Origin of the sequence: Pedobacter antarcticus (assembly GCF_900112985.1) — a bacterium.
GTDB lineage: Bacteria > Bacteroidota > Bacteroidia > Sphingobacteriales > Sphingobacteriaceae > Pedobacter > Pedobacter antarcticus.
The window spans coordinates 1-21,386 of the sequence record NZ_FONS01000003.1 but is presented as its reverse complement, the minus strand read 5'-3'; the positions used below and the strand labels follow the sequence as shown (position 1 = coordinate 21,386).

The window sequence follows — 21,386 nt, the reverse complement described above, 5'->3', positions numbered from 1 at the left end:
AGTCAGGCCTGCGCTACTAACGTAGGTCTGTGTCCTTAATTAATTGTATAATATTTTCTGCCGTTTAATGGTGTGATTTTGGCATTGCAATTGGCTCCATGCCATTTTTAACACGATAATCGTTAATAGCCGACTTAATTGCGTCTTCAGCAAGAACTGAACAGTGAATTTTTACCGGAGGAAGAGCCAGTTCTTCAACAATATCCATATTGTCAATTGTTAAAGCTTCATCAACCGTTTTACCTTTTAACCATTCAGTCGCGAGAGATGATGAGGCAATTGCTGAGCCACATCCAAACGTTTTGAACTTAGCATCGGTAATTACGTTATTTTCATCCACTTCAATTTGCAGACGCATAACATCACCACATTCAGGTGCGCCGACTAAACCAGTACCTACTGATTTGCTGTCTTTATTTAAAGTACCAACATTGCGGGGGTTGGTATAGTGCTCCATTACTTTTTCTGAGTACGCCATTATGTTTGTCGTCTAAACTCCTTCCCGGAGTTGGGTTATATGATGAATAATTTAAACTGGGTTTGCAGATTAATGCTCAGCCCATTCAATTTTACTTAAGTCTATTCCTTCCTTAAACATTTCCCATAATGGAGAAAGGTTTCTCAGATGGTCAACTGCTTTTCTTGTGTTTTCGATAGCATAGTCGATTTCTTCCTCGGTAGTGAACCTGCCTAACCCAAAACGGATCGAAGAATGTGCCAGGTCATCAGAAAGACCTAAACTTTTTAATACATATGAAGGCTCAAGAGAAGCAGAAGTACAGGCAGAACCTGAAGATACAGCAAGATCCTTCATCGCCATCATTAATCCTTCGCCCTCTACATATTTAAATGAAATATTAGCAACATGTGGTAGACGGTGCTGTGTGTTACCGTTTACATAACTTTCTTCCATTTGGGAAAGCGCACCTTCCAGTTTATCACGAAGGCCGGAAAGACGTTTAGCTTCCTCGTCCATTTCCAGTCTGCAAAGCTCACAAGCCTTACCAAGGCCGACAATACCCGGTACGTTTAATGTTCCCGAACGCATACCACGTTCGTGACCGCCTCCGTCCATTTGAGCTGTAACCTTAACCCTTGGGTTTTTGCGGCGTACATATAGTGCACCAACACCTTTCGGTCCGTACATTTTATGTGCTGAGAAAGCAAGTAGATCAATACCATCAGCATTTACATCTACTGGTATTTTACCAACAGCCTGTGTAGCATCGGTCATGAATAATGCTCCGTATTTATGAGCAATGGCAGAGATTTCTTTTATAGGCTGAACTACACCTATTTCATTATTACCATACATAATAGTAACAAGAATAGTCTGTTCAGTCATTGCTGCTTCCAATTCAGCAAGGTCAATTAATCCATCTTCCTTTACATTCAGGTAAGTTACCCTTGCACCTGCTTTTTCCAGGTGTTTACAAGTATCCAGTACTGCCTTATGTTCAGTAGTGGCAGTAATAATATGATTGCCTTTTTCTGAATACATTTCAAATACCCCCTTAATACCAAGGTTATCGGCTTCTGTTGCACCTGAAGTAAAGATGATTTCTTTTTCAGTGCAGCCGATTAATTTGGCAGCCTGCTCACGGGCGTAGTCAACACCTTCTTCTGCAACCCAGCCAAAAGCGTGGTTACGGCTCGCTGCATTGCCGAATTTGCTGGTTAAATAAGGTAACATTGCTTCAAGTACACGCGGATCGAGCGGAGTTGTAGCGTTATTATCAAGGTAAATAGGAAGTTCCATTGTATGTAATTTATTCTTTTTAATATACAAATGTACTAAAAAAGATTGCCAAGTTGGTTAATTATCACGGGGTAATGGCAGGCCCCGAAAGACATTTTGACATTAGGTTTACGTAACTCACAGGAGAGTTTAGTGGTTCGGGCAGCTATGGCTTCCGGTTTTTTTTATTTGACCTGATTAGCCGATATTTGGTGCTAAATTTCAAATTTACCATAATGAAGGATCAGGGGGAATTAAGCCAGTTACTGAACAAGGACTTTGAGTTAGACGGAACGCTTACTGAAGAAGAGCTGAGAAATAAGTTGATTCATGCATTTTCATGGATGCTGGATAACGATATATCTAAAATGATGCAGATTCTGTATCGTGCAGATGTAGACGAAGAACGATTGAAATCTTTACTCATCAGCAGTTCGCACTTGCCTTCTGCAGAAGTGATTGCGGATGAATACCTTAACAGGCAACGCCGTAAAATTGAAACCCGGAAAATGTACAGTACATAATTTTTCATTATCCCTTGTATTTGAAAAATATAATCTGGATATTTGCATCCTTCAAAATAAGCGACAATTAAGTATAAATTCATATGAAAAAAGATCTTCACCCATCAAACTATAGATTCGTAGTATTTAAAGATATGTCTAACGAATACGCATTCTTAACAAAATCTTGCGTTGAAACAAAAGAAACTGTTACTTGGGAAGATGGTAACGAATACCCACTCTACAAATTAGAGATTTCACATACTTCTCACCCATTTTACACTGGTAAAATGAAATTGGTAGATACTGCGGGCCGTATTGATAAATTCAAAACCCGTTACGCTAAGAAATAAATTTCCTGAACAAGGAAACTATTTAAAGTCCCGATGCTATTGCTTCGGGACTTTTTTTATTTTTGTCAATTATTGATGTGTCAATTTACGCTCAGACACTTATTCTAATTTAGTATGAATGAATAAAAATAGCAGAGACAATCATACTTTCCTTCAATTTGAAAATCTTAATGGACCTACATTAGATGCTGTTGAGCTACGTCTATTTCACTCTACCCGCCACTTACAAAAAAGAATCAATGCACATCCCGCAGGATGTGCACAGTTTAAATTAATAAATACGAATGAGAATTAATCTTTTTGATGATCGTACTGCATTTTCTTTACGTCCACTAACTTTTACCAGACCAGTTGCAGACTTACGGATTGGTATTTTGACTATCGCTGAGAAGTGGGGTAAATACAGTTCTGAAGCATATGGTTTTATGACTGCAGATTATCTTCAGTCCAAATACCCTGCGCTGCAAGATGCTGATACTTATATAAATGGGGCGTTATGTCCTGACAATGATGTTTTTAATGCGATCTCTGCGCTAAGATCAGGAGAATCACTTTTGTCGGGCAACCTTATTTTAGCTTTTAAGACTGCTTCGGGTGAAAAAGTAAGCCTGAAAGGAGTAGAAGGTTTCAAACCGAAGGAGTTTACAGGAACTGTAACCTATATACAGTATCCCGAGGATATCTTCCGTCATAACGATGCGCAGTTGCGCGCAGACTTCAAGCTGCTGACTGACGGTAGAGGATCTGCTGAATTGAGCAGTACTAATACCATTCTTGGCGATCAATTCTTTGCCGAAGAGGGTGCAATCGCCGAGTGTTCAACTTTTAATACCCGTACCGGCCCAATTTATCTCGGTAAGAATACACAGGTTTGGGAAGGTAGTCACATTCGGGGTTCATTTGCACTTTGTGAAGAATCTCAGGTTAAAATGGGGAGTAAGATTTACGGGCAAACAACTATAGGTCCGTTCAGCCGGGTCGGCGGTGAGATTAACAATGCTGTCATTTGGGGATATTCTTCCAAAGGGCATGAAGGTTATTTAGGTAATTCCGTACTCGGGCAATGGTGTAATATCGGTGCAGACAGCAATAACTCTAACCTTAAAAACACCTATGGTGATGTTAAATTATGGGATTATGAGTTGGATACATTTCGGAATACCGGATTGCAATTTTGTGGGTTGATCATGGGAGATCATGCTAAATGCGGAATTAACACAATGTTTAATACGGGTACTATAGCCGGTGTCAGCGCAAATATCTTTGGAAGCGGTTATCCCAGGAATTTTATTCCAGATTTTTCATGGGGTGGAGCGCACGGTTTTGATACTTATAAACTGGAAAAAATGCTGGAGACTACAGAGAAGGTTTTTTCACGTAGGAATATGGAGTTTAGTCAGGTCGAAAAGGATATTTTAAGCGCCGTATACGAACAAACAATGATTTACAGACACTTTTAAGAAATACTTTTGTAGTTTTATACTTTATAAGTAAACCATTAACCCGCTATTAATTAATAATACCAGGTTAATATTTTCGTTAATGATTCAGACAATAAAACCAGAATAAGAAACATATAATATGAGAAAGAAAATAGTAGCAGGCAATTGGAAAATGAACACTGATGACGAAGAAGGATTAAGCCTTTTCTCGGAAATTGTGAACATGGTCAGAGATGAAAAGAAAGGCGATCAGATTGCTATCATCTGTGCTCCGTTTACACATTTGAAAAGCCTGGTTCAGTTAGGTTCTGAAACAGTTAAAATTGGGGCGCAAAATTGTCATCAAAAAGAAAGCGGCGCTTATACAGGTGAGATTTCAGCAAAAATGATTCGCTCTATCGGCTGTGAGTATGTAATTATCGGACACTCAGAACGTCGTCAGTATTTTGCTGAAAGCGATGAGCTTCTTGCTGAGAAAACCAAAATAGCGTTAGCTAATGGCCTTACACCACTTTTCTGCATTGGCGAAACACTTGATGAAAGAAATAATGGAAACTTTTTTGAAATCCTTAGAGCTCAGTTAGATAATGGAATCTTTGGCTTGGATACTGAAGACTTTTCTAAAGTAATCATTGCCTATGAACCAGTTTGGGCTATTGGAACAGGATTGACCGCTACTGCTGAGCAGGCGCAGGAAGTACATGAATTTATCCGTGCAGAGGTATCCGGTAAATACGGAGAGGATGTTGCAGAAGAAACTTCAATTCTTTACGGTGGAAGTTGTAATCCGAAAAATGCGGCTGAACTGTTTGCTCAAAAAGATATTGATGGCGGGCTGATCGGCGGAGCTTCTTTGAAGTCGCGTGATTTTACTGATATCGTTAAAACTTTCAACGCTTAATGCAATATTTACAAATAACTTTTAGTTTTGAAACCATTGAAGAATATCAGCAGGATCTACTAATCGCTGATCTTTCGGACATTGGTTTCAATACTTTTGAAGATACTGAAAACGGATTTTCTGCTTACATAGATCAAGCGTCCTTTAATGAGGAAGCATTTCAGGCTTTACTTCAAGAAATAGATGAAACGTTACCTTACAGCTATTCTTCTCAGGAAATAGCAGCCGAGAACTGGAATGAAGAGTGGGAGAAAAACTTTGAACCTCTAATTGTTAGTAACGCCTGTTATGTGCGGGCTACTTTTCACCAACCACGTCCTGAGTTTCCTTTTGAAATTATTATCGATCCAAAGATGGCTTTTGGAACTGGTCATCATCAGACTACTACAATGATGATGGAGTATATCCTTGAAGCTGATATGGACGGTAAATTTGTACTTGATATGGGATGTGGGACAGGAATTCTTGCTATACTGGCGGCAAAAAAGAATGCTGCTAAATTAACAGCAATTGATTATGATGAAGTTTGCTATGCCAGTACTATAGAGAATACCCAATTAAATAATATTCCGGGTATGGAAATTCTATGTGGTGGTAAAGAAGTAATTCCTGCAGTAAAATATGATACTATTTTAGCGAATATAAACCGTAATATCCTGCTGGATCAGATTCCTGTATATACGAGAGTTCTTAAAAACGGCGGTGATATCTATTTTAGTGGATTCTACGAAGAAACAGATTTGAAGATGATTACTGATGCTTGTGCATTATCTGGCATCCTTTATCATTCACATAAGAAGATTGATAACTGGGTTGCCGCCCATTTTAAAAAGATATAATAACAGTTTATATTTAAACTTTAGATGCGAATACATTTTATAGCTATCGGAGGAAGCGCCATGCATAACCTGGCGATAGCGTTACATAAAAAAGGTATGCTGGTGACTGGCTCAGATGATTTTATCTTTGAGCCATCAGCCAGCCGGCTTGCACGCTATGGACTTTTTCCTTCGGAATCAGGTTGGCGGCCGGAAGTGATTAACCGGCAGTTGGATGCTGTTATTCTAGGGATGCATGCCCGTGCGGATAATCCAGAATTACTTAGAGCACAAGAATTGGGTTTACGTATCTATTCTTATCCTGAGTATATCTATGAGCAGTCAAAAGATAAGTTTCGTGTAGTAATCGGCGGGAGTCATGGGAAGACAACTATAACTTCAATGATCCTCCATGTGTTGAATTATTATAATCATGAAATAGATTATCTTGTTGGTGCGCAGCTGGAAGGCTTTGATACCATGGTGAAGTTGACTGATAGCGCACCCGTTATCATTATTGAAGGTGATGAATACCTGTCTTCAGCTATTGACAGAAGACCAAAATTTCACCTTTACAATGCAAATCTTGCTGTAATTAGTGGTGTAGCCTGGGATCATGTTAATGTTTTTCCTACATTCGAGAATTATTTGACTCAGTTTTCTATATTTATAGATACTATCATGCCGGACGGGGAGCTTATCTTTTGCGAGGATGATGCAGAACTGGTTAAAATGGTTAACGAAAAAAAGAATTTAAAGGCAACAGGTTATCAGATTCCGTTACATGCAATAGAGAACGGAATTACTCATCTTGAACCCGGACACCAGGAATTGAAAATATTTGGAAACCATAATCTGATGAATTTGAGTGCTGCGCGACAGGTTTGTGAAAGATTAGGCATAAGTATACCCGAGTTTAATGAAGCGATAAAATCCTTCAAAGGAGCGTCTAAAAGGCTTGAATTGCTGTTCTCAGATGAAAATACGAATGTCTATAAAGACTTTGCACATTCACCATCTAAATTAAAAGCAACAATTGAGGCAGTAAAGACACAATTTGAGGAAAGAAAATTAGTAGCTTGCATAGAATTGCATACTTTTAGTAGTTTAAATAAAAAATTTCTACTTCAATATCATGATACGATGTTTAATGCAGATAATCCTATCGTATATATTGATAAAAAAACATTTGAACAAAAAAATATTATACCATTCAGCGAAACAGATATCAAGAATGCATTTAATGACAAAAGGATTACCTATTTTGATAATGCAGATAATTTAGCGCAATACCTTCTGGAGCTGGATTTTAGCCATACTAACCTGTTGTTAATGAGTTCAGGTAACTACGGTGGGATGGATCTGGGGAAGTTGGCACGTGAGTTGAATAATAATTAAGAAAAAAACACACCTAAATTTTATAAAAATGAACATCATCGGTAAAAACATCAGACAACTCCGTCAGAAAAATGGATGGAGTCAGGGCGAAGTAGCTAAAAGATTGAATATTTCTATTCCTGCTTTTTCTAAAATAGAAACAGGAATCACAGATATCAATATTTCCAGACTTGCTCAGATTGCAAATCTTTTCGAGGTTTCTACAATGGATATCATCTCCAAAGAAGGAGAAAATCCACAATCAGTAAATTTTGAAGAGATTAATAATCTTAAATCAAAGTTATCACTCAGAGAAGAGGAAATTATTAAACTTCAGAAGAAGGTGATTGATCTTTATGAAGAAATCAGAGAGAGATAAGACTCATTAGAATAATTTACGCAATGTCAGGTGCCGCTTTCCAAAAGTGGCACCTGTTGCTTCATGAATAGATAACATCTTATCATTGAAGTCACCTACCCAGGAAAGCTCCAGCTCGTCGTATTGTTCCATTGGCAGAACATATTCTTTAAGTTTGATGAACAGCGCCGATTCAAGACCATGCTTTTGATAAGCTGTTTTTGTCCCCATCACTATTGCACGCATTCTGTTCACACCTTTCCATCTCCGGTAAACAAATTTGATTTTCTCTAGTAACCCTAGTTTCCCGTTAAATCCTTTGATCAGCTGGTTAGCATCAGGGATGATAACTACAAATGAAGCTGGTTCTCCGTTGATGTAAGCAAACCAAATTAGTTTTTCGTCCATTATCGCCTCCATCTGTTTGAAGCTTGCTAATAGCGTCTCTTTTTTGATCGGAACAAAATTATCAAAATCCTTCCACCCATCATTATAGATCTCCATCAGATCGTTCACGTATTTTTCCGGATTTTTCGTTGAAAAGCTCTCAAAAGTATAACCAGGTTTATTAGCTACCCAATTTGCTATTTTGGTAAATCTTTCGGGAAATGGTTTTCTGACAGCGAGGTGGTTTGTAATCTGCTGATATTCGGTTGTAAAGCCATAATTATCAAAAAATGCCTGATAGTACGAAGGGTTATAATTCATACCATAGGATGGTGGCGTAAATCCTTCGACCAGTAAACCCCAGAAAGTATCATTTTCACCGAAGTTAATTGGCCCGTCCATAGCTTTCATCCCCTGACTGATCAGCCAGTCTTTGGCGGCGTCAAATAAAGTGAATGCAGCTTTTTCGTCATTTATACATTCGAAAAATCCCATACCACCGGTAGGCTGGTCATACTGGAATGCCTTTTTATCATTCACAAATGCGGCAATCCGTCCGATAGTTTTTCCCTGATCATCCTGTAAAATCCATCTGGTACATTTACCATGTTTGAAAAATGGATTTTTTTGCGGGTTAAAAGTCTTTTCCACGTCCTGTTCCAGCGGGCAGATCCAATTTTCATCACCGGCGTAAATAAGGTGGGGGACTTTTAAGAATTCTTTTTTTAACTGGCTATCGGAAACGGGTAGAATTTGCATTTAGGGTCGGGAAATTGAAATAAAAAAGCACCTTGTTGAAGATGCTCTATGTAGTGAACTGCATTTACTTAGTAATTGTCATCATCGTCGTCTGTACCAAATTCGTCAAACCCGTCAAGGTCGTCCAGCGGCAGATCGAATTCATCATCATCGTCGTCAAATGAATTTTTGTTCCCTTTTGGGGCTAAAGAAATTTCATCAGTCATTTCCTTGTCCTCTGCCCGCTCAATTGGGCCCTTTTTTACGGATTTTTTTGGAGTTGCCATTTGTCTAAAATAAAGTTGCCTGAGTTTGTGATTTAATAAAAATAACAAAAATCTTTCTAGTTAGCCTGGACGCTGCTTTTGCCGGACTTTTGCCAAATCAAAATTAGAACAAAAAGCATTTTAAAAAAAATTCTTTTTTCTAAAATATTGAAGCGGAATACAAGTGGTTGCTAAACAGAATAAAAGAATTTTGCGCAAAAAAAAAGTGGTAAAGGCTACTACTTTACCACTTTTAACACACAAATGAAACCTGAATTGAGATAAGTTTTAGGTTAGATTAAAAATATCTTTGATCAATTCTCTAAGAACGTTTTTTACAAACTTTGTTTGCTTTAATATCTATAACAAGTTTAATGCAAATTAAGATCGAAAGAAAGTATACTTAGTAAGTGGTAGTTATTTTTGAGTAAACGGTATAATGCTAATCAATTTGGCAGTAAAACAGACACAATAGTGCCTGAAATACCGTTCTGCCTGATCTCAATTTGTATAGGATTTGCCTCAATTTGGTTAATCAGATTAATTCTTTCCTGTGTGAGCACCATTCCTTTACTCTGGTGTGAACCTCTTTTTTGCTGAAGAGAGTTGTCAATCCCTATACCATCGTCGATAATTTCAATAAGTAAATGCACAGGGTCTCTGCGACTCATAATGATCTCTATTTTCCCACCGTTCTCTTTAGGCATTAATCCATGCCATATCGCATTTTCTATATAGGGCTGCAGAATCATGGATGGAATTCTTGTGTCATCCTGGTCAATCTCCGGGTCAATTTTCAGTGTATAATTAAATTTATCCCCGAATCTTTTCTTTTCCAGACTTAAATAAAGCCCAAGATATTCCAGTTCTTCTTCCAGTGAAATAAAGCTCCGCGTACAGATATCCAGATTTTTCCTGATCAATCTGGCAAAACCTGTCAGGATCTTATTAGCCGAAGAAGTGTCTTTTGTATTGATGTAGTGCTGGATTGAATTCATGACATTGAAAACGAAATGTGGGTTCATCATAGCCTGAAGAGCCTGCTGTTCCAACATCAAAATCCTGTTTTTGAGTACAAGCTGCTGCTGTTCTTTATTTTTCTGCTGTCTGGTTACATATACGGCGATTTTATAAAAACTAAAACTTGCCAGCAGAAGGAGCAGCGCCATAAACCAGAAAGACTGCCAGAAGTGTTCTTCCTGGGTAAAAGTTACGACAGTAGGTGTGCTCCATGCACTATTACCAGTTTTTGCACTCAGTTCAAACTGATAGTTTCCAGGTTCCAGAGACGAAATCTCCAGTCTCCGGCTTTTAGTCTCAGTCCATGGATTTGACGTTTTAAGCCGGTACCGGTAAAGGATATTACTGTTCTGAAAATCAAGCGCACTAAAATAGAAACTGATACTATTGTCTCCGGGTTTTAGTACAAAGCCGGTAGAGTCGGGCGTAAGCTCTTTATTTTTACTGGAAATAGAGGAAATCAGGACTTTTGGGGTTTCGCGTGTTTTGTCAAAAGGCGTATTGGCAAAATAAACCAGTCCGCGATTTGTTGCAAACCAGACAGTATCCTTTTCAATGAGCATGTCGTTCACATCATTGCTGAGCAGGCTGTTTGTATATTCGAAGGATTCGATCCGATGACTCCCGCCTTCTTCAATTCTGTTGATACCGTTATTGGTGATAACCCAGATATACCCGTCACGTACCGAAAGCTTTTTACAGATGTTATTTGCCAGTCCGTTTAACCTTGTCAATTGCCTGCTTAATTTTCCATTTTGGTAGAAGAGCATTCCATAACCGTCTGTAGCTAATACTATTGTACCGTCAGCCAATTGTGCGATATCGTTAATTCTTTTGGTGAGCAGCGGATGATTCAGGTAATGGCGTATGAGTTTTCCATCTTTGATCTGGGAGAGCCCCTGAAGGTTGGAAAACCAAAGCTCATTATTTTTGCCATAATATACCCGGTAAGCTCTTCCGGCAAAAAAATTCTTTCCCTGTATATAATCTGCAGAACTAAACGAAAAATTGGTTCCTGGTTTCTGCAGCACAAGTACTCCGGAAGACATGGCCATTGCAATCTGATGATCAGGACCGATAGTAAAGCTTTTCAGTCCGACATTCGTATTATTGTTCTGCACTATTCCAGCCATCTGTTCCGAAGCGGAACCTTTCAGCGGGATTTTCCCGATTCCAAATTCAGCCGAGAAAACCATGGCGTCACGGGCAGAATTTAATTTTAATTCCTTTATGCTACTATACTTTTCATGATCCTGAAGTGTGAAATGCCTTAACCCAAAAGCAGGCCGGTCCAGCAAGTTGATGATACCGTTTTCCATTCCCATCCAGATCCGGTTACTGTTATCTGATGCCAGGCTCTTGATCGTATTTTGACTAAGCCCCTGATGGCTATCCAGCATATATATCCTTCTGGATTTTTTAGGCAGCATATAAAGCCCGTTATTTGTGGTGAACCACATGTTTTCTTTGTTATCTTTAATTACCTGACTAGTGGTTACCTGCGGCAGGTAATGGGTTTTAGTTCCGTCACTTTCCAGATGATATACGCCGGAGCGGTTAGCCAGCCAAAGTTCGTTCCCATTTTCGGCATAGAAGTAACCGGCGTTGTCTGCTATCAGCGAACGGTCTATTCTAAGGGTAAGTTGCTGCTTATCACCATCGACGAAATTAAGACCACGATAATCCAGAAAAAGCATGGTGTGATCTGCATTACTAGCTGCTGTTTTATAAGAAACTGCCCGTAAATGCTGCTTGCTTTTATGAAAAGTTTTGCCGTCAAAATAGCGGAGACAATGACTGCTCGCTGCCCATACAATACCAGATTTATCTTCGTAGACGACGGTATTGATAAATTGACTTTTCGGATCAGCAGAGCTGAAACGTTTTACTGTTTTTCCATCCCAGCGAACCAGTAGATTTTTGTTTGTTCCAAACCAGAGATGACCTTTACGATCTTCATAAAAGGAAATTACAACGCCTGTAAAACGCAGCTTTTTAAGTAATTTGTTATTTTGTTCGTTATAAATGCGGCCCTTATAGAAATAACTCAATTGGCCGTTGAGTGCGGAGAACCATATTTTTCCGCTGCTGTCTTCATTAAGTCTGATTATCTGATTGTCCGGCAGGCCGTCTTCGATGGAAAATGTCTCAAACACCTTACCATCAAAACGACTTACTCCGGCATCGGTTGCAGCCCATATATATCCTTTGCTATCCTGAAGAGTAAAATAACAGTTGTTGCTGGGTAGCCCGTCTGCAGTGCTGTAATGTTTAATATAAGTATGCTGCGCAGTTATTTGCTGCACATTACCAAATAGCAGGAACAGTAGGAAAACCAGAACCAGGCTATTGCTATTTCTCGCCTGAACTGGTACTGAATAACTTAACTTTTTCCATGAAAATGCTGGCTCGTCTGCGGGATACGGCAATTTTTTCTCCATTTTTTAATAATAGTTCAAGACCATTTTTAGAATTATATTCCTTGAGATAATTCAGGTTGACGATACTTGATTTATGTATTCTGACAAACTGATCGTCCGGAAGGATCTCTTCGAACTCTTTAAGGACGCGCGATACAGTGATCTGATCGCGGTGATTAAAATGAAAAACAGAATAATTGCTGTCGGCTTCAATTCTGATGATTTCATCGACGTCGATTAACGTATATCCCTGACCGTTAGCCAGACTGAGTTTTCGAATACCCATACGGTCAGAAAGACTTCCCCTGAGGGTCTGGAGCCGCTCAGCATGATTCTGATCTTTTCCCTTCTCGCTTGTCAGGTTTTCTGCTTTTCTCACTGCAGCCTTCAGTTCATCGATATCAATGGGTTTGAGCAAATAATCCAATGCACTTGCCTTAATGGCTTTTAAGGCATACTGATCATAAGCCGTGGTGAAAATAACGCGTGCATGTAAAGAACTGGCATCCGGAATTAATTCGAAACCATTCAATCCAGGCATAGCAATATCAAGGAAAATCAAGTCTACTTCGCAGGTATTCAATAAGGTTCTGGCTTCTTCAACGGATTTTGCAATACCGCAAATATGGACATTTTCACAATTCTCCTGCAGCAGGAAATAAAGTGAAGAACGCGCAAATTCTTCATCGTCTACTATAATTACATTCAGCACTGGTTTCATTTTATGTATTGGTGAAATTATTAAAAAAACAGGGGACTCAAGAATTTTTCTCGATTTGGTAAAACCAAAGTAAAATTTTCTCCGTATGTGGGGATATAAGCAAACCAATTACCTATACCGTACTAAAACTTAATCTTATGAAAAATTCACTTATTGAACCACAGGAGATTCCTTCGCAGGGGAGTGATATCCTGAACGCCAGCTTTAAACGCCGGTCATTTTTACAATATGCAGGGGCAGGTCTTGCAGGCGTTGCGCTCATTGCTGCTGGCTGTAAAAAGGAACAGGTTTCTCACGATATGGGAGAAGGAGTCGACCTGGGCAGCGGAGATATTGGCATTTTGAACTATGCCTATGCACTCGAACAATTAGAAGCAGCTTTCTACGCTGCAGTAATTCAAAATCCATATGCAAATATGCCTGCTAACGAACTGGCTTTGTTAACAGATATCAGAGATCATGAACTAGCTCACCGCGAGTTCTTTAAAGCAGCGTTGAGCACCAAAGCAATTCCAGCGCTGGAAGTTAATTTCAGTAGCATCAATTTTAGTTCCAGAGACAGTGTGCTGGGTACAGCGAAAGTGTTTGAAGATCTGGGTGTTTCGGCCTATAATGGGGCAGGTAAGCTGATACAATCTAAAGAATATTTGCTGCTTGCAGGTAAAATTGTTTCTGTCGAAGCACGTCATGCGGCGCTAATTCGCGACTTACTCGAAAATGGAAGTTTTGCTAATTCGGAAGTAATCGATATGAATGGGCTTGATAAAGCACGAACACCTAAAGAGGTTTTAACTATGGCACAGTCATTTATTAAAACTACAATTAACGCATCCAGTTTACCATCTTAATTTAAAAGTTATGAATATCGTTAACATATTAGAAGAAATTGAAAAAGTGGATGCAGAAGTGTATGAACGCTTAAATCCGCGCCGGGCCGCTATGAAACAATTTTTCAACTTCGGTTCAAAGGTTGCTGTTGCGGCTGTACCATTGGCTTTGGGGTCGATGTTTAAAAAAGCTTATGGACAAACAAGTACAGCTGTGGCTGTAGAAGAAGTCCTTAATTTCGCGCTGACACTGGAATATCTTGAATACTATTTTTATCAGAAAGGTGCAGACACAGCAGGTCTAATTCCTGCAGGAAGCCCGGCTGTTGGTGCTATAAATACCATCCGTGACCATGAACAGGCGCATGTAAATCTATTAAAAACTGCGATAACCGGTTTGGGTAAAACCCCTGTGGCATTTACCGCAGGACAGTTCGACTATACTGCTAAAGGTACATTTCCAACCGTATTCTCAAATTATCCAACTTTTCTGGCTGTTGCCCAGGCATTTGAAGATACGGGGGTGAGGGCCTACAAGGGTCAAGCAGGGAATCTGATTGGTACTCCCGGCGTTTTGCAAACTGCGTTGCAGATTCACTCAGTGGAAGCCAGACATGCATCTCATATCCGTCAAATGCGTAAAGCTCCGGCAGGAGGTGGCGTAAGTGCATTAAAACCATGGATTACAGGTGCGAATGATAGCGGTGTGCCTCAGGTAGATCCTGTTTACAAAGGAGAAGATAATCTGATACAAGGTGGGGTTAATATTACTTCGCTGGGATTTAGTACAAATGCATCAACTGAAGCTTTTGATGAGCCATTGACTATGGCTGAAGTGAAAGCAATAGCAGGTCTTTTTATCCGTTAAATAATATTGGTTTCAGGTTTAGGGAGAGGGTGGTTGCTTTTTGCGGCCACCCTCTGTTTTTATTAGTAATTGATTACCTGTTCTTCCAGATGTTCAGGAAGATCCCTGTAATTATATTTTTGGCCGCGGAGTTGCGGCTCGAAGCCCGCCTCTCTGATTGCTTCCTGAATTCCCTTTGCTGTGAAACGGTGTGGAGCACCTGCTGCGGAAACAACATTCTCCTCAATCATAATGGACCCAAAATCATTTGCCCCGGCATGCAGACATAACTGGGCAACGTTTTTACCCACGGTCAACCAGGATGCCTGAATGTTTTTGATATTAGGCAGCATAATTCTGCTTAGCGCGAGCATACGGATGTATTCATCACCTGAGACGTCATTCGTAATTCCACGAAGACGTTTTAATAAAGTGCCATCATCCTGGAAAGGCCATGGTATAAAAGCAAGGAAACCGTTGGCATCTGCAGGTTTCTCCTGTTGAACTTCCCTGATCCAGACCAGGTGCTCAAACCTTTCTTCAATAGTTTCCACATGACCGAACATCATAGTTGCGGAAGTGGTGATGTCCAGCTGATGGGCAGCACGCATTACATCCAGCCATTCCTTGCCGCCACATTTACCTTTTGAGATTAATCTTCTTACCCTATCATTCAGGATTTCGGCACCGGCGCCAGGTAAAGAATCCATTCCGGCTTCTTTAAGCGCTCTTAATACTTCAGTATGACTTATTTTTCCAAGTTTCGCAATATGTGCAATTTCCGGTGGGCCTAAAGCATGCAGTTTAAGATCTGGATAAAGTTCCTTCAGTTTCCTGAAAAGATCTGCGTAAAAATCCAGGCCAAGGTCGGGATGATGTCCGCCTTGCAGCAGTAACTGGTCTCCACCAAGACGGAAGGTCTCTTCGATTTTGACTTTATAAGTTTCTATATCGGTAATATAACTATCTTCATGACCAGGTCTTCTGAAAAAGTTACAGAACTTACAATTGGCGATACAGACATTAGTTGTATTCACGTTCCTGTCAATCTGCCAGGTAACTTTCCCGCTGGGAACCTGTTTTTTTCTCAGTTCATTGGCAACGAATGCCAGCTCGGCTGTAGCAGCATTGTGGTAAAGATAAACACCTTCTTCCTGGCTTAAAAAGTCAAATTTAAGGGCTCTCTCCAATAATTCGGCAGTATTCATAGCACAAAGATACCATAAGTTACGCTGTTTTTATTTCATCATATTCTCACATTTACGTTTAAATTCATATTTCCTATATTTGGCGCAACTAAAGAATTTTATGGTAGATTTTAACCGTTTTACACTAGCCAATGGTTTACGTGTGCTGGTACATGAAGATGATACAACGCCAATGGCGGTACTAAATATCCTGTATGACGTAGGTGCTCGGGATGAGGAAGAAGGCAAAACCGGATTCGCACATCTCTTTGAACACCTGATGTTTGGAGGATCAGTAAATATTCCCGTATATGATGAACCGCTGCAAAGGGTGGGCGGTGAAAACAATGCTTTTACGAGCAATGATATCACTAATTATTATATCACTTTGCCGGCAACGAATATAGAAACAGCTTTTTGGCTGGAAAGTGACAGAATGCTGAGCCTCGCCTTTTCTGAAAAGAGCCTGGAGACTCAGCGTAATGTAGTTTGTGAAGAATTTAAGCAACGCTATCTGAACCAACCCTATGGCGATGTCTGGCTAAAACTCCGGCCGCTTGCCTATACAACCCATCCGTATCGCTGGGCAACAATAGGACAGGATCTGGCTCAGATTGAAAATGCGAAGATGGAAGACGTAAAAGCTTTCTTTCATAAGCATTATAATCCCTTGAATGCGATTCTTGTTGTAGGTGGAAATGTTAAAACGGCAGATATCAAGGAAATGGCAGAGAAATGGTTTGGACCAATTCCTTCCGGAACTGCTTATGAACGCAGATTGCCTGCAGAACCTCAGCAGACCGAAGCAAGAAGCCAGACAGTCCATGCTGAAGTTCCGTTGAATGGATTATATATGGCATTTAAAATGCCTGCAAGACGAGATCCGGAATACCAGGTTTTTGACTTGCTTTCAGATGTGCTCTCTCAGGGACATTCGGCCCGGCTTTATCAGCGTCTGTTAAAAGACCAGCAGTTATTCAGTGATATCCATGCTTATATTACCAGTAGCCTTGATGAAGGATTGTTTGTCATAGAAGGTAAGTTAAGTGAGGGAGTTAGTATGGAAGATGCTGAAAAAGCAGTATGGAAAGAACTTCAGGAGATTGCCAGCCAGCCGGTTACGGTAGATGAACTGACTAAAGTGAAAAATAAATCTGAATCAATTATGGTATTCGCCGAGATGAGTTTACTGGATAAAGCGATGAATCTGGCTTATTACGAATTGCTTGGTGATGCTAACGGTCTGAACACCGAAATTGATAAATACCTGGCGGTAGAAGCAGCCGCTATACAAAATGCCGCTGCCCGGACTTTTATTCCGGCTCAATGCTCAATTTTATACTATTTAACTGCAAAAGATGCTTAACAGAACGCTGATACCTGAATCGAGACAGGTAAACGAAATTAATTTTATTGCGCCTGCGCAGCAGCAACTGGACAACGGAATCAAAGTGTTTACGCTTAATGCCGGTAAACAAGAACTGGTACGTATTGAGTTTGTCCTGGAAAACGTAAACTGGGATCCATCTAAACCTCTACAGTCAAATGCAGTAAACCACTTGATTAATAATGGCACAAATACACTTACTGCCGCACAAATAGCTGATCAGGTAGATTATTATGGCGCTTTCCTGCAGACAGAATATGGAGCCGATCAGTCAACAATAAAGGTTTACACTCTAACCAAGCACCTGAAATCTGTTTTGCCGATTCTGTGGTCAATTTTAAATGACAGCATTTTCCCACAACAGGAGCTGGATATCTTTAAACTAAATCAGCAGCAATCTTTAAAAGTCAGTCTTCAGAAAAATGATTTTCTGGCCAGAAAGAACTTTGCTGCGGTATTATTTGGGAATACAACTTACGGTTCTGGAATCTCACTGGAAGACTATCAAGCTATTCAGAGAGAAGACCTGCTGGGCTATTTCCGCGCGGGATATCAGCCTGCAAACTGTACCGTTTTTGTGGCTGGTAAATTTGAGCAGCCTGAGTTTGACCTGTTGAATGCAGTCTTTGGTCAGGAGTGGAGCAATAACGAAAAGGCTGTTGTGAATCATTTTGAATTCCCGGATCATCAGAAGGGAGACCTTTTTATAGAGCGTCCGGAAGCTATTCAGTCTGCAATAAGAATGGGTACGCTAACCGTTAACAGAACACATCCGGATTTCGCCGGGTTTCAGGTACTGAACTGCCTGCTGGGCGGATATTTCGGTTCCAGGCTAATGGCGAACATCCGTGAAGATAAGGGGTATACTTATGGCATTGGATCTGCCGTAGTATCTATGAAGCACTCTGGTTATTTCTTTATTGCTACCGAAGTAGGGGCTGATGTTTGCGGTAAGGCGATGGAAGAAATAGAAAAAGAGATTGGCCTTTTGCAAAATGAGCTCATTCCTGCCGGAGAGCTGGATCTGGTTCGTAACTATATGCTGGGATCCATGCTGGGCAGTCTTGAAAATGCGTTCTCCCATGCTGACAAGTTTAAAAATATCTACTTCTCCGGGTTAGATTATTCTTACTATGATGATTATATCAAGACTGTAAAGAATATCAGCTCCCTGGAATTACAGGAGCTGGCTAAACGTTACCTGAATACAGATAACTTTATTAAGGTTATTGTAGGTAAGAAATAAAAAAAGAGCTGTATTGGTTTTTAGATTTTAACCAATACAGCTTTTTGTTTATCCGCCTGATAGATCTGCTTGTAGAAATCTACAAGGGCATTATATTGAGATGCAGGATAGATGTTGTTCCTGATCAGTAATTTTCGTGTATAGATCAATTCATTACCCTCTTTTTAAGTCTTTAATGAGTAATAGCTAATTCATCGCTATTTAATTGCTGTTTTGTCAGCATCTTCTCATATTAGAAATGATTCATAAAAACACTTTCAGGTCTGCGGTAATTTATGTAGTTTTGCCCGGCAAATAATAACTCCTAAATTATTTGCTATGCAACTCGATCCCCAAAAATTTATTGCTGAAGGACTAACATACGATGACGTATTATTGGTTCCAGCCTATTCAGAAGTGCTTCCGCGTGATGTAAATACCGAAAGTTTCCTGACCAAAAATATCAAAATAAATGTACCCGTAGTTTCTGCTGCAATGGATACAGTAACGGAAGCAAAACTTGCTATCGCTATTGCCCAGGCTGGAGGAATTGGTATGCTTCATAAGAATATGAGCATTGAGCGTCAGGCAGAAGAAGTCCGTAAAGTTAAGCGTTCCGAAAGTGGAATGATACAGGACCCGATCACTCTGCATGCAGACGCCGTCGTGGCAGATGCTTCTAAATTGATGAATGAATATAAAATCGGTGGTATTCCAATTATTGATAACGATCATAAATTAGTTGGTATCATTACTAACCGTGACCTGCGTTTCCAGAAAGATATGCAGCGTAAGATCGGTGAGGTCATGACAAAAGATAATCTGATTACTGCACCGGAAGGAACGACACTATTGCAGGCCGAAGAAATTCTTCAGCACCACAAGATTGAAAAGTTACCTGTATTGAGTAAAGAGGGGCTGTTGTCAGGATTAATTACTTTTAAAGATATTCAGAAATATAAAAATTACCCTAAGGCCTGTAAAGATGCCAGAGGCCGCCTTCGTGTAGGTGCTGCTGTTGGCGTTGCTGCAGATAATATTGACAGGGTGGCTGCATTGGTTAAAGCTGGTGTGGACGTTGTTACTGTAGATACTGCACATGGGCACTCTAAAGGGGTAATAGACATGGTGAAGGCCATTAAAGCCAGATTCCCTGATCTTGATGTGATTGCTGGAAATATTGCAACTGCAGATGCAGCAAGAGCATTGGCAGCAGCTGGTGCCGATGCTGTAAAAGTAGGTATCGGACCAGGTTCAATCTGTACAACCAGAATCATAGCCGGTGTGGGAGTACCTCAGCTATATGCAGTTTACGAATGTGCCAAAGCTCTGGAAGGTACCGGAATTCCGGTTATTGCAGACGGTGGTATCAAACAAACAGGAGATATCGTCAAAGCATTGGCAGCAGGGGCAAGTTCAATCATGGCAGGTTCATTGTTCGCTGGTGTTGAGGAGTCGCCAGGAGAAACCATTATCTATGAAGGACGTAAATTTAAGTCTTACCGTGGTATGGGATCAGTAGAGGCTATGCAGCATGGTTCTAAAGACCGTTATTTCCAGGATGAAGAAGATGTAGTCACGAAATTAGTTCCTGAAGGTATTGTAGGTCGCGTACCTTATAAAGGGACCCTGGCAGAAGTTATTTATCAGTACGTGGGCGGTCTGCGTGCAGGAATGCATTACTGTGGTGCTGCAACCATCCCTGAACTTCAACAGGCCAAGTTTGTGAGAATCACTGCAGCTGGTATGCGTGAAAGCCATCCACACGATATCTCTATCACAAAAGAAGCACCTAACTATTCTCGTTAAACGCGTTTAGATTTTGAATATAAAGATCATTCTGGTAGATCCAATTCTACTGGAATGATCTTTTTTTTTACTTTTTTATTTTTAAAAATTAATATTTTTATTCTGATATATGACAATGAAATCAATTTGTGTTTACTGTGGGGCATATTTTAATGATGATCCTGTTTTACTTGCGGCTGTTCAAAATCTGGCTGAAGCCATGACTTCCAGAAATATTAAGCTTGTTTATGGCGGAGGAAGTGTGGGTGTAATGGGCTTAATTGCCGGAGAGGTTTTAAAACGAGATGGTTATGTAACCGGAGTAATCCCACAGTTCCTACTGGATCTGGAAGTCGGTAACATGGAGGTGAATGAACTCATTGTAACAGCGAATATGCATGAGAGAAAGCAGAAAATGGCCGATCTTGCAGATGGATTTGTGATTCTCCCGGGCGGTTACGGCACGCTGGAAGAATTTTTTGAGGTTTTAACCTGGTTACAGCTAGGGCTGCATCAGAAGGCAATTGGAATTTTAAATGTAGGCGGGTATTATGATCATCTGCTGGCTCAGCTTGATACGATGGTAGCACAGGGAATGCTCAAACAGACAAATCGGGATCTTGTTCAGGCAAGTGACGATCCAGAGCTCTTGATAGAACTGATGCACGCATTTAGAGCTGAGAAAGATGAAAACTGGTTTAAAGACAGGAATCTGAGCTAATCTTGCGCTTTGGTCGCAGGCAGGTTTGTCCATTCCTAAAAGTAGTTGATAAAGTTTAGGATAATTCTTAAATTAAATTAAGAATGGAAGCACCAAGAAAAGGATCAAAAGGTGGTCGGGTAGCCATCTATGATGAAAGTTTAAAAATCGCAGTAGCTCGGGATTACCAGGGCGGTATTTTGAGCATTAGCCAGGTAGCGAAAAAGCACCGAATAGGCAAAGTAACTGCCTATCACTTTGTACGTTGGTACAAGAAATTTGAGGTCCATCCAGATTCCGGCGCTGAGCGAGAATTTCAGGATCAGGGTCAAGATATGAACAGTTTAACTAAGCAGCTGTTAGCTTCCGATCAGAAGCTGGCG

General features: G+C 40.2%; 20 protein-coding genes and 1 pseudogene. 14 read left to right on the top strand and 7 right to left on the bottom strand.

Annotated features, from left to right (window positions below):
• Nucleotides 1-64 precede the first annotated feature (64 nt).
• Both iscU and BM192_RS07580 read right to left on the bottom strand, forming a co-directional pair.
• Nucleotides 65-478: a Fe-S cluster assembly scaffold IscU gene (iscU, locus tag BM192_RS07585; protein WP_037445199.1), complete on the bottom strand. Its 414-nt coding sequence runs from the start codon at nucleotides 476-478 to the stop codon at nucleotides 65-67.
• Nucleotides 479-547: 69 nt separating this feature from the next.
• Nucleotides 548-1,759: an IscS subfamily cysteine desulfurase gene (locus BM192_RS07580; protein WP_037445197.1), complete on the bottom strand. Its 1,212-nt coding sequence runs from the start codon at nucleotides 1,757-1,759 to the stop codon at nucleotides 548-550.
• A gap of 215 nt (nucleotides 1,760-1,974) precedes the next feature.
• Between BM192_RS07580 and BM192_RS07575 the strand changes: the two genes are divergently transcribed.
• From BM192_RS07575 to BM192_RS07545, 7 genes are all read left to right on the top strand, one after another.
• Nucleotides 1,975-2,262 carry a hypothetical protein gene (locus BM192_RS07575; protein WP_037445195.1) on the top strand — a complete coding sequence of 96 codons (288 nt, stop codon included), beginning with the start codon at nucleotides 1,975-1,977 and terminating at the stop codon, nucleotides 2,260-2,262.
• An 83-nt stretch (nucleotides 2,263-2,345) separates the two neighbouring features.
• On the top strand, nucleotides 2,346-2,594 hold the full coding sequence (locus BM192_RS07570) for a type B 50S ribosomal protein L31 (protein ID WP_037445193.1): 249 nt from the start codon (nucleotides 2,346-2,348) through the stop codon (nucleotides 2,592-2,594).
• Nucleotides 2,595-2,878: 284 nt separating this feature from the next.
• Nucleotides 2,879-4,054 (top strand): GlmU family protein, encoded by a 1,176-nt coding sequence (locus tag BM192_RS07565; RefSeq protein WP_037445192.1) that lies wholly within the window; start codon nucleotides 2,879-2,881, stop codon nucleotides 4,052-4,054.
• A gap of 121 nt (nucleotides 4,055-4,175) precedes the next feature.
• Nucleotides 4,176-4,937: a triose-phosphate isomerase gene (gene tpiA / locus BM192_RS07560; RefSeq protein WP_037445190.1), complete on the top strand. Its 762-nt coding sequence runs from the start codon at nucleotides 4,176-4,178 to the stop codon at nucleotides 4,935-4,937.
• A complete protein-coding gene (gene prmA / locus BM192_RS07555) occupies nucleotides 4,937-5,776 on the top strand; it encodes a 50S ribosomal protein L11 methyltransferase (RefSeq protein WP_037445188.1) in 840 nt (279 codons plus the stop codon). Before tpiA ends, prmA begins: the two co-directional genes overlap by 1 nt.
• 24 nt (nucleotides 5,777-5,800) lie before the next feature.
• A complete protein-coding gene (locus tag BM192_RS07550) occupies nucleotides 5,801-7,153 on the top strand; it encodes a UDP-N-acetylmuramate--L-alanine ligase (protein ID WP_074963943.1) in 1,353 nt (450 codons plus the stop codon).
• A 28-nt stretch (nucleotides 7,154-7,181) separates the two neighbouring features.
• The gene (locus tag BM192_RS07545) at nucleotides 7,182-7,511 is read left to right on the top strand and encodes a helix-turn-helix domain-containing protein (protein WP_037445186.1); all 330 of its coding nucleotides are present in this window, start codon (nucleotides 7,182-7,184) and stop codon (nucleotides 7,509-7,511) included.
• Between the two features lie 6 nt (nucleotides 7,512-7,517).
• Here the strand turns inward: BM192_RS07545 and BM192_RS07540 are convergent, their stop codons facing one another.
• The 4 genes from BM192_RS07540 to BM192_RS07525 all read right to left on the bottom strand — a co-directional run bounded on the left by BM192_RS07540 (nucleotide 7,518) and on the right by BM192_RS07525 (nucleotide 13,042).
• On the bottom strand, nucleotides 7,518-8,636 hold the full coding sequence (locus BM192_RS07540) for an N-acetyltransferase (protein WP_074587714.1): 1,119 nt from the start codon (nucleotides 8,634-8,636) through the stop codon (nucleotides 7,518-7,520).
• A gap of 68 nt (nucleotides 8,637-8,704) precedes the next feature.
• Nucleotides 8,705-8,902: a hypothetical protein gene (locus BM192_RS07535; RefSeq protein WP_037442489.1), complete on the bottom strand. Its 198-nt coding sequence runs from the start codon at nucleotides 8,900-8,902 to the stop codon at nucleotides 8,705-8,707.
• Nucleotides 8,903-9,327: 425 nt separating this feature from the next.
• The gene (locus BM192_RS07530; RefSeq protein WP_081857531.1) at nucleotides 9,328-12,342 is read right to left on the bottom strand and encodes a ligand-binding sensor domain-containing protein; all 3,015 of its coding nucleotides are present in this window, start codon (nucleotides 12,340-12,342) and stop codon (nucleotides 9,328-9,330) included.
• On the bottom strand, nucleotides 12,254-13,042 hold the full coding sequence (locus BM192_RS07525) for a LytR/AlgR family response regulator transcription factor (RefSeq protein ID WP_234797527.1): 789 nt from the start codon (nucleotides 13,040-13,042) through the stop codon (nucleotides 12,254-12,256). The genes BM192_RS07530 and BM192_RS07525 overlap by 89 nt, the downstream gene beginning before the upstream one ends.
• 137 nt (nucleotides 13,043-13,179) lie before the next feature.
• Between BM192_RS07525 and BM192_RS07520 the strand changes: the two genes are divergently transcribed.
• Both BM192_RS07520 and BM192_RS07515 read left to right on the top strand, forming a co-directional pair.
• On the top strand, nucleotides 13,180-13,890 hold the full coding sequence (locus tag BM192_RS07520) for a ferritin-like domain-containing protein (RefSeq protein WP_037442487.1): 711 nt from the start codon (nucleotides 13,180-13,182) through the stop codon (nucleotides 13,888-13,890).
• Nucleotides 13,891-13,900: 10 nt separating this feature from the next.
• Nucleotides 13,901-14,737 (top strand): ferritin-like domain-containing protein, encoded by an 837-nt coding sequence (locus tag BM192_RS07515; protein WP_037442485.1) that lies wholly within the window; start codon nucleotides 13,901-13,903, stop codon nucleotides 14,735-14,737.
• Nucleotides 14,738-14,799: 62 nt separating this feature from the next.
• Here the strand turns inward: BM192_RS07515 and mqnC are convergent, their stop codons facing one another.
• Nucleotides 14,800-15,924 carry a cyclic dehypoxanthinyl futalosine synthase gene (gene mqnC, locus BM192_RS07510; protein WP_037442484.1) on the bottom strand — a complete coding sequence of 375 codons (1,125 nt, stop codon included), beginning with the start codon at nucleotides 15,922-15,924 and terminating at the stop codon, nucleotides 14,800-14,802.
• Between the two features lie 100 nt (nucleotides 15,925-16,024).
• Here mqnC and BM192_RS07505 point away from each other — a divergent pair, with 100 nt between their 5' ends.
• From BM192_RS07505 to BM192_RS07485, 5 genes and pseudogenes are all read left to right on the top strand, one after another.
• On the top strand, nucleotides 16,025-17,269 hold the full coding sequence (locus tag BM192_RS07505; protein WP_037442483.1) for a M16 family metallopeptidase: 1,245 nt from the start codon (nucleotides 16,025-16,027) through the stop codon (nucleotides 17,267-17,269).
• Nucleotides 17,262-18,536 carry a M16 family metallopeptidase gene (locus tag BM192_RS07500; RefSeq protein ID WP_037442482.1) on the top strand — a complete coding sequence of 425 codons (1,275 nt, stop codon included), beginning with the start codon at nucleotides 17,262-17,264 and terminating at the stop codon, nucleotides 18,534-18,536. The genes BM192_RS07505 and BM192_RS07500 overlap by 8 nt, the downstream gene beginning before the upstream one ends.
• 318 nt (nucleotides 18,537-18,854) lie before the next feature.
• Nucleotides 18,855-20,324: an IMP dehydrogenase gene (gene guaB, locus BM192_RS07495; protein WP_037442481.1), complete on the top strand. Its 1,470-nt coding sequence runs from the start codon at nucleotides 18,855-18,857 to the stop codon at nucleotides 20,322-20,324.
• Nucleotides 20,325-20,439: 115 nt separating this feature from the next.
• Nucleotides 20,440-21,024 (top strand): LOG family protein, encoded by a 585-nt coding sequence (locus tag BM192_RS07490; protein ID WP_037442480.1) that lies wholly within the window; start codon nucleotides 20,440-20,442, stop codon nucleotides 21,022-21,024.
• An 83-nt stretch (nucleotides 21,025-21,107) separates the two neighbouring features.
• Nucleotides 21,108-21,386: pseudogene (locus BM192_RS07485) on the top strand (hypothetical protein); the annotation flags it as partial.

Bases quoted from the DNA above. Each gene is read 5' to 3' on its own strand.
- iscU (WP_037445199.1), bottom strand. From the start codon at position 478: ATGGCGTACTCAGAAAAAGTAATGGAGCACTATACCAACCCCCGCAAT.
- BM192_RS07580 (WP_037445197.1), bottom strand. From the start codon at position 1,759: ATGGAACTTCCTATTTACCTTGATAATAACGCTACAACTCCGCTCGAT.
- BM192_RS07575 (WP_037445195.1), top strand. From the start codon at position 1,975: ATGAAGGATCAGGGGGAATTAAGCCAGTTACTGAACAAGGACTTTGAG.
- BM192_RS07570 (WP_037445193.1), top strand. From the start codon at position 2,346: ATGAAAAAAGATCTTCACCCATCAAACTATAGATTCGTAGTATTTAAA.
- BM192_RS07565 (WP_037445192.1), top strand. From the start codon at position 2,879: ATGAGAATTAATCTTTTTGATGATCGTACTGCATTTTCTTTACGTCCA.
- tpiA (WP_037445190.1), top strand. From the start codon at position 4,176: ATGAGAAAGAAAATAGTAGCAGGCAATTGGAAAATGAACACTGATGAC.
- prmA (WP_037445188.1), top strand. From the start codon at position 4,937: ATGCAATATTTACAAATAACTTTTAGTTTTGAAACCATTGAAGAATAT.
- BM192_RS07550 (WP_074963943.1), top strand. From the start codon at position 5,801: ATGCGAATACATTTTATAGCTATCGGAGGAAGCGCCATGCATAACCTG.
- BM192_RS07545 (WP_037445186.1), top strand. From the start codon at position 7,182: ATGAACATCATCGGTAAAAACATCAGACAACTCCGTCAGAAAAATGGA.
- BM192_RS07540 (WP_074587714.1), bottom strand. From the start codon at position 8,636: ATGCAAATTCTACCCGTTTCCGATAGCCAGTTAAAAAAAGAATTCTTA.
- BM192_RS07535 (WP_037442489.1), bottom strand. From the start codon at position 8,902: ATGGCAACTCCAAAAAAATCCGTAAAAAAGGGCCCAATTGAGCGGGCA.
- BM192_RS07530 (WP_081857531.1), bottom strand. From the start codon at position 12,342: ATGGAGAAAAAATTGCCGTATCCCGCAGACGAGCCAGCATTTTCATGG.
- BM192_RS07525 (WP_234797527.1), bottom strand. From the start codon at position 13,042: ATGAAACCAGTGCTGAATGTAATTATAGTAGACGATGAAGAATTTGCG.
- BM192_RS07520 (WP_037442487.1), top strand. From the start codon at position 13,180: ATGAAAAATTCACTTATTGAACCACAGGAGATTCCTTCGCAGGGGAGT.
- BM192_RS07515 (WP_037442485.1), top strand. From the start codon at position 13,901: ATGAATATCGTTAACATATTAGAAGAAATTGAAAAAGTGGATGCAGAA.
- mqnC (WP_037442484.1), bottom strand. From the start codon at position 15,924: ATGAATACTGCCGAATTATTGGAGAGAGCCCTTAAATTTGACTTTTTA.
- BM192_RS07505 (WP_037442483.1), top strand. From the start codon at position 16,025: ATGGTAGATTTTAACCGTTTTACACTAGCCAATGGTTTACGTGTGCTG.
- BM192_RS07500 (WP_037442482.1), top strand. From the start codon at position 17,262: ATGCTTAACAGAACGCTGATACCTGAATCGAGACAGGTAAACGAAATT.
- guaB (WP_037442481.1), top strand. From the start codon at position 18,855: ATGCAACTCGATCCCCAAAAATTTATTGCTGAAGGACTAACATACGAT.
- BM192_RS07490 (WP_037442480.1), top strand. From the start codon at position 20,440: ATGAAATCAATTTGTGTTTACTGTGGGGCATATTTTAATGATGATCCT.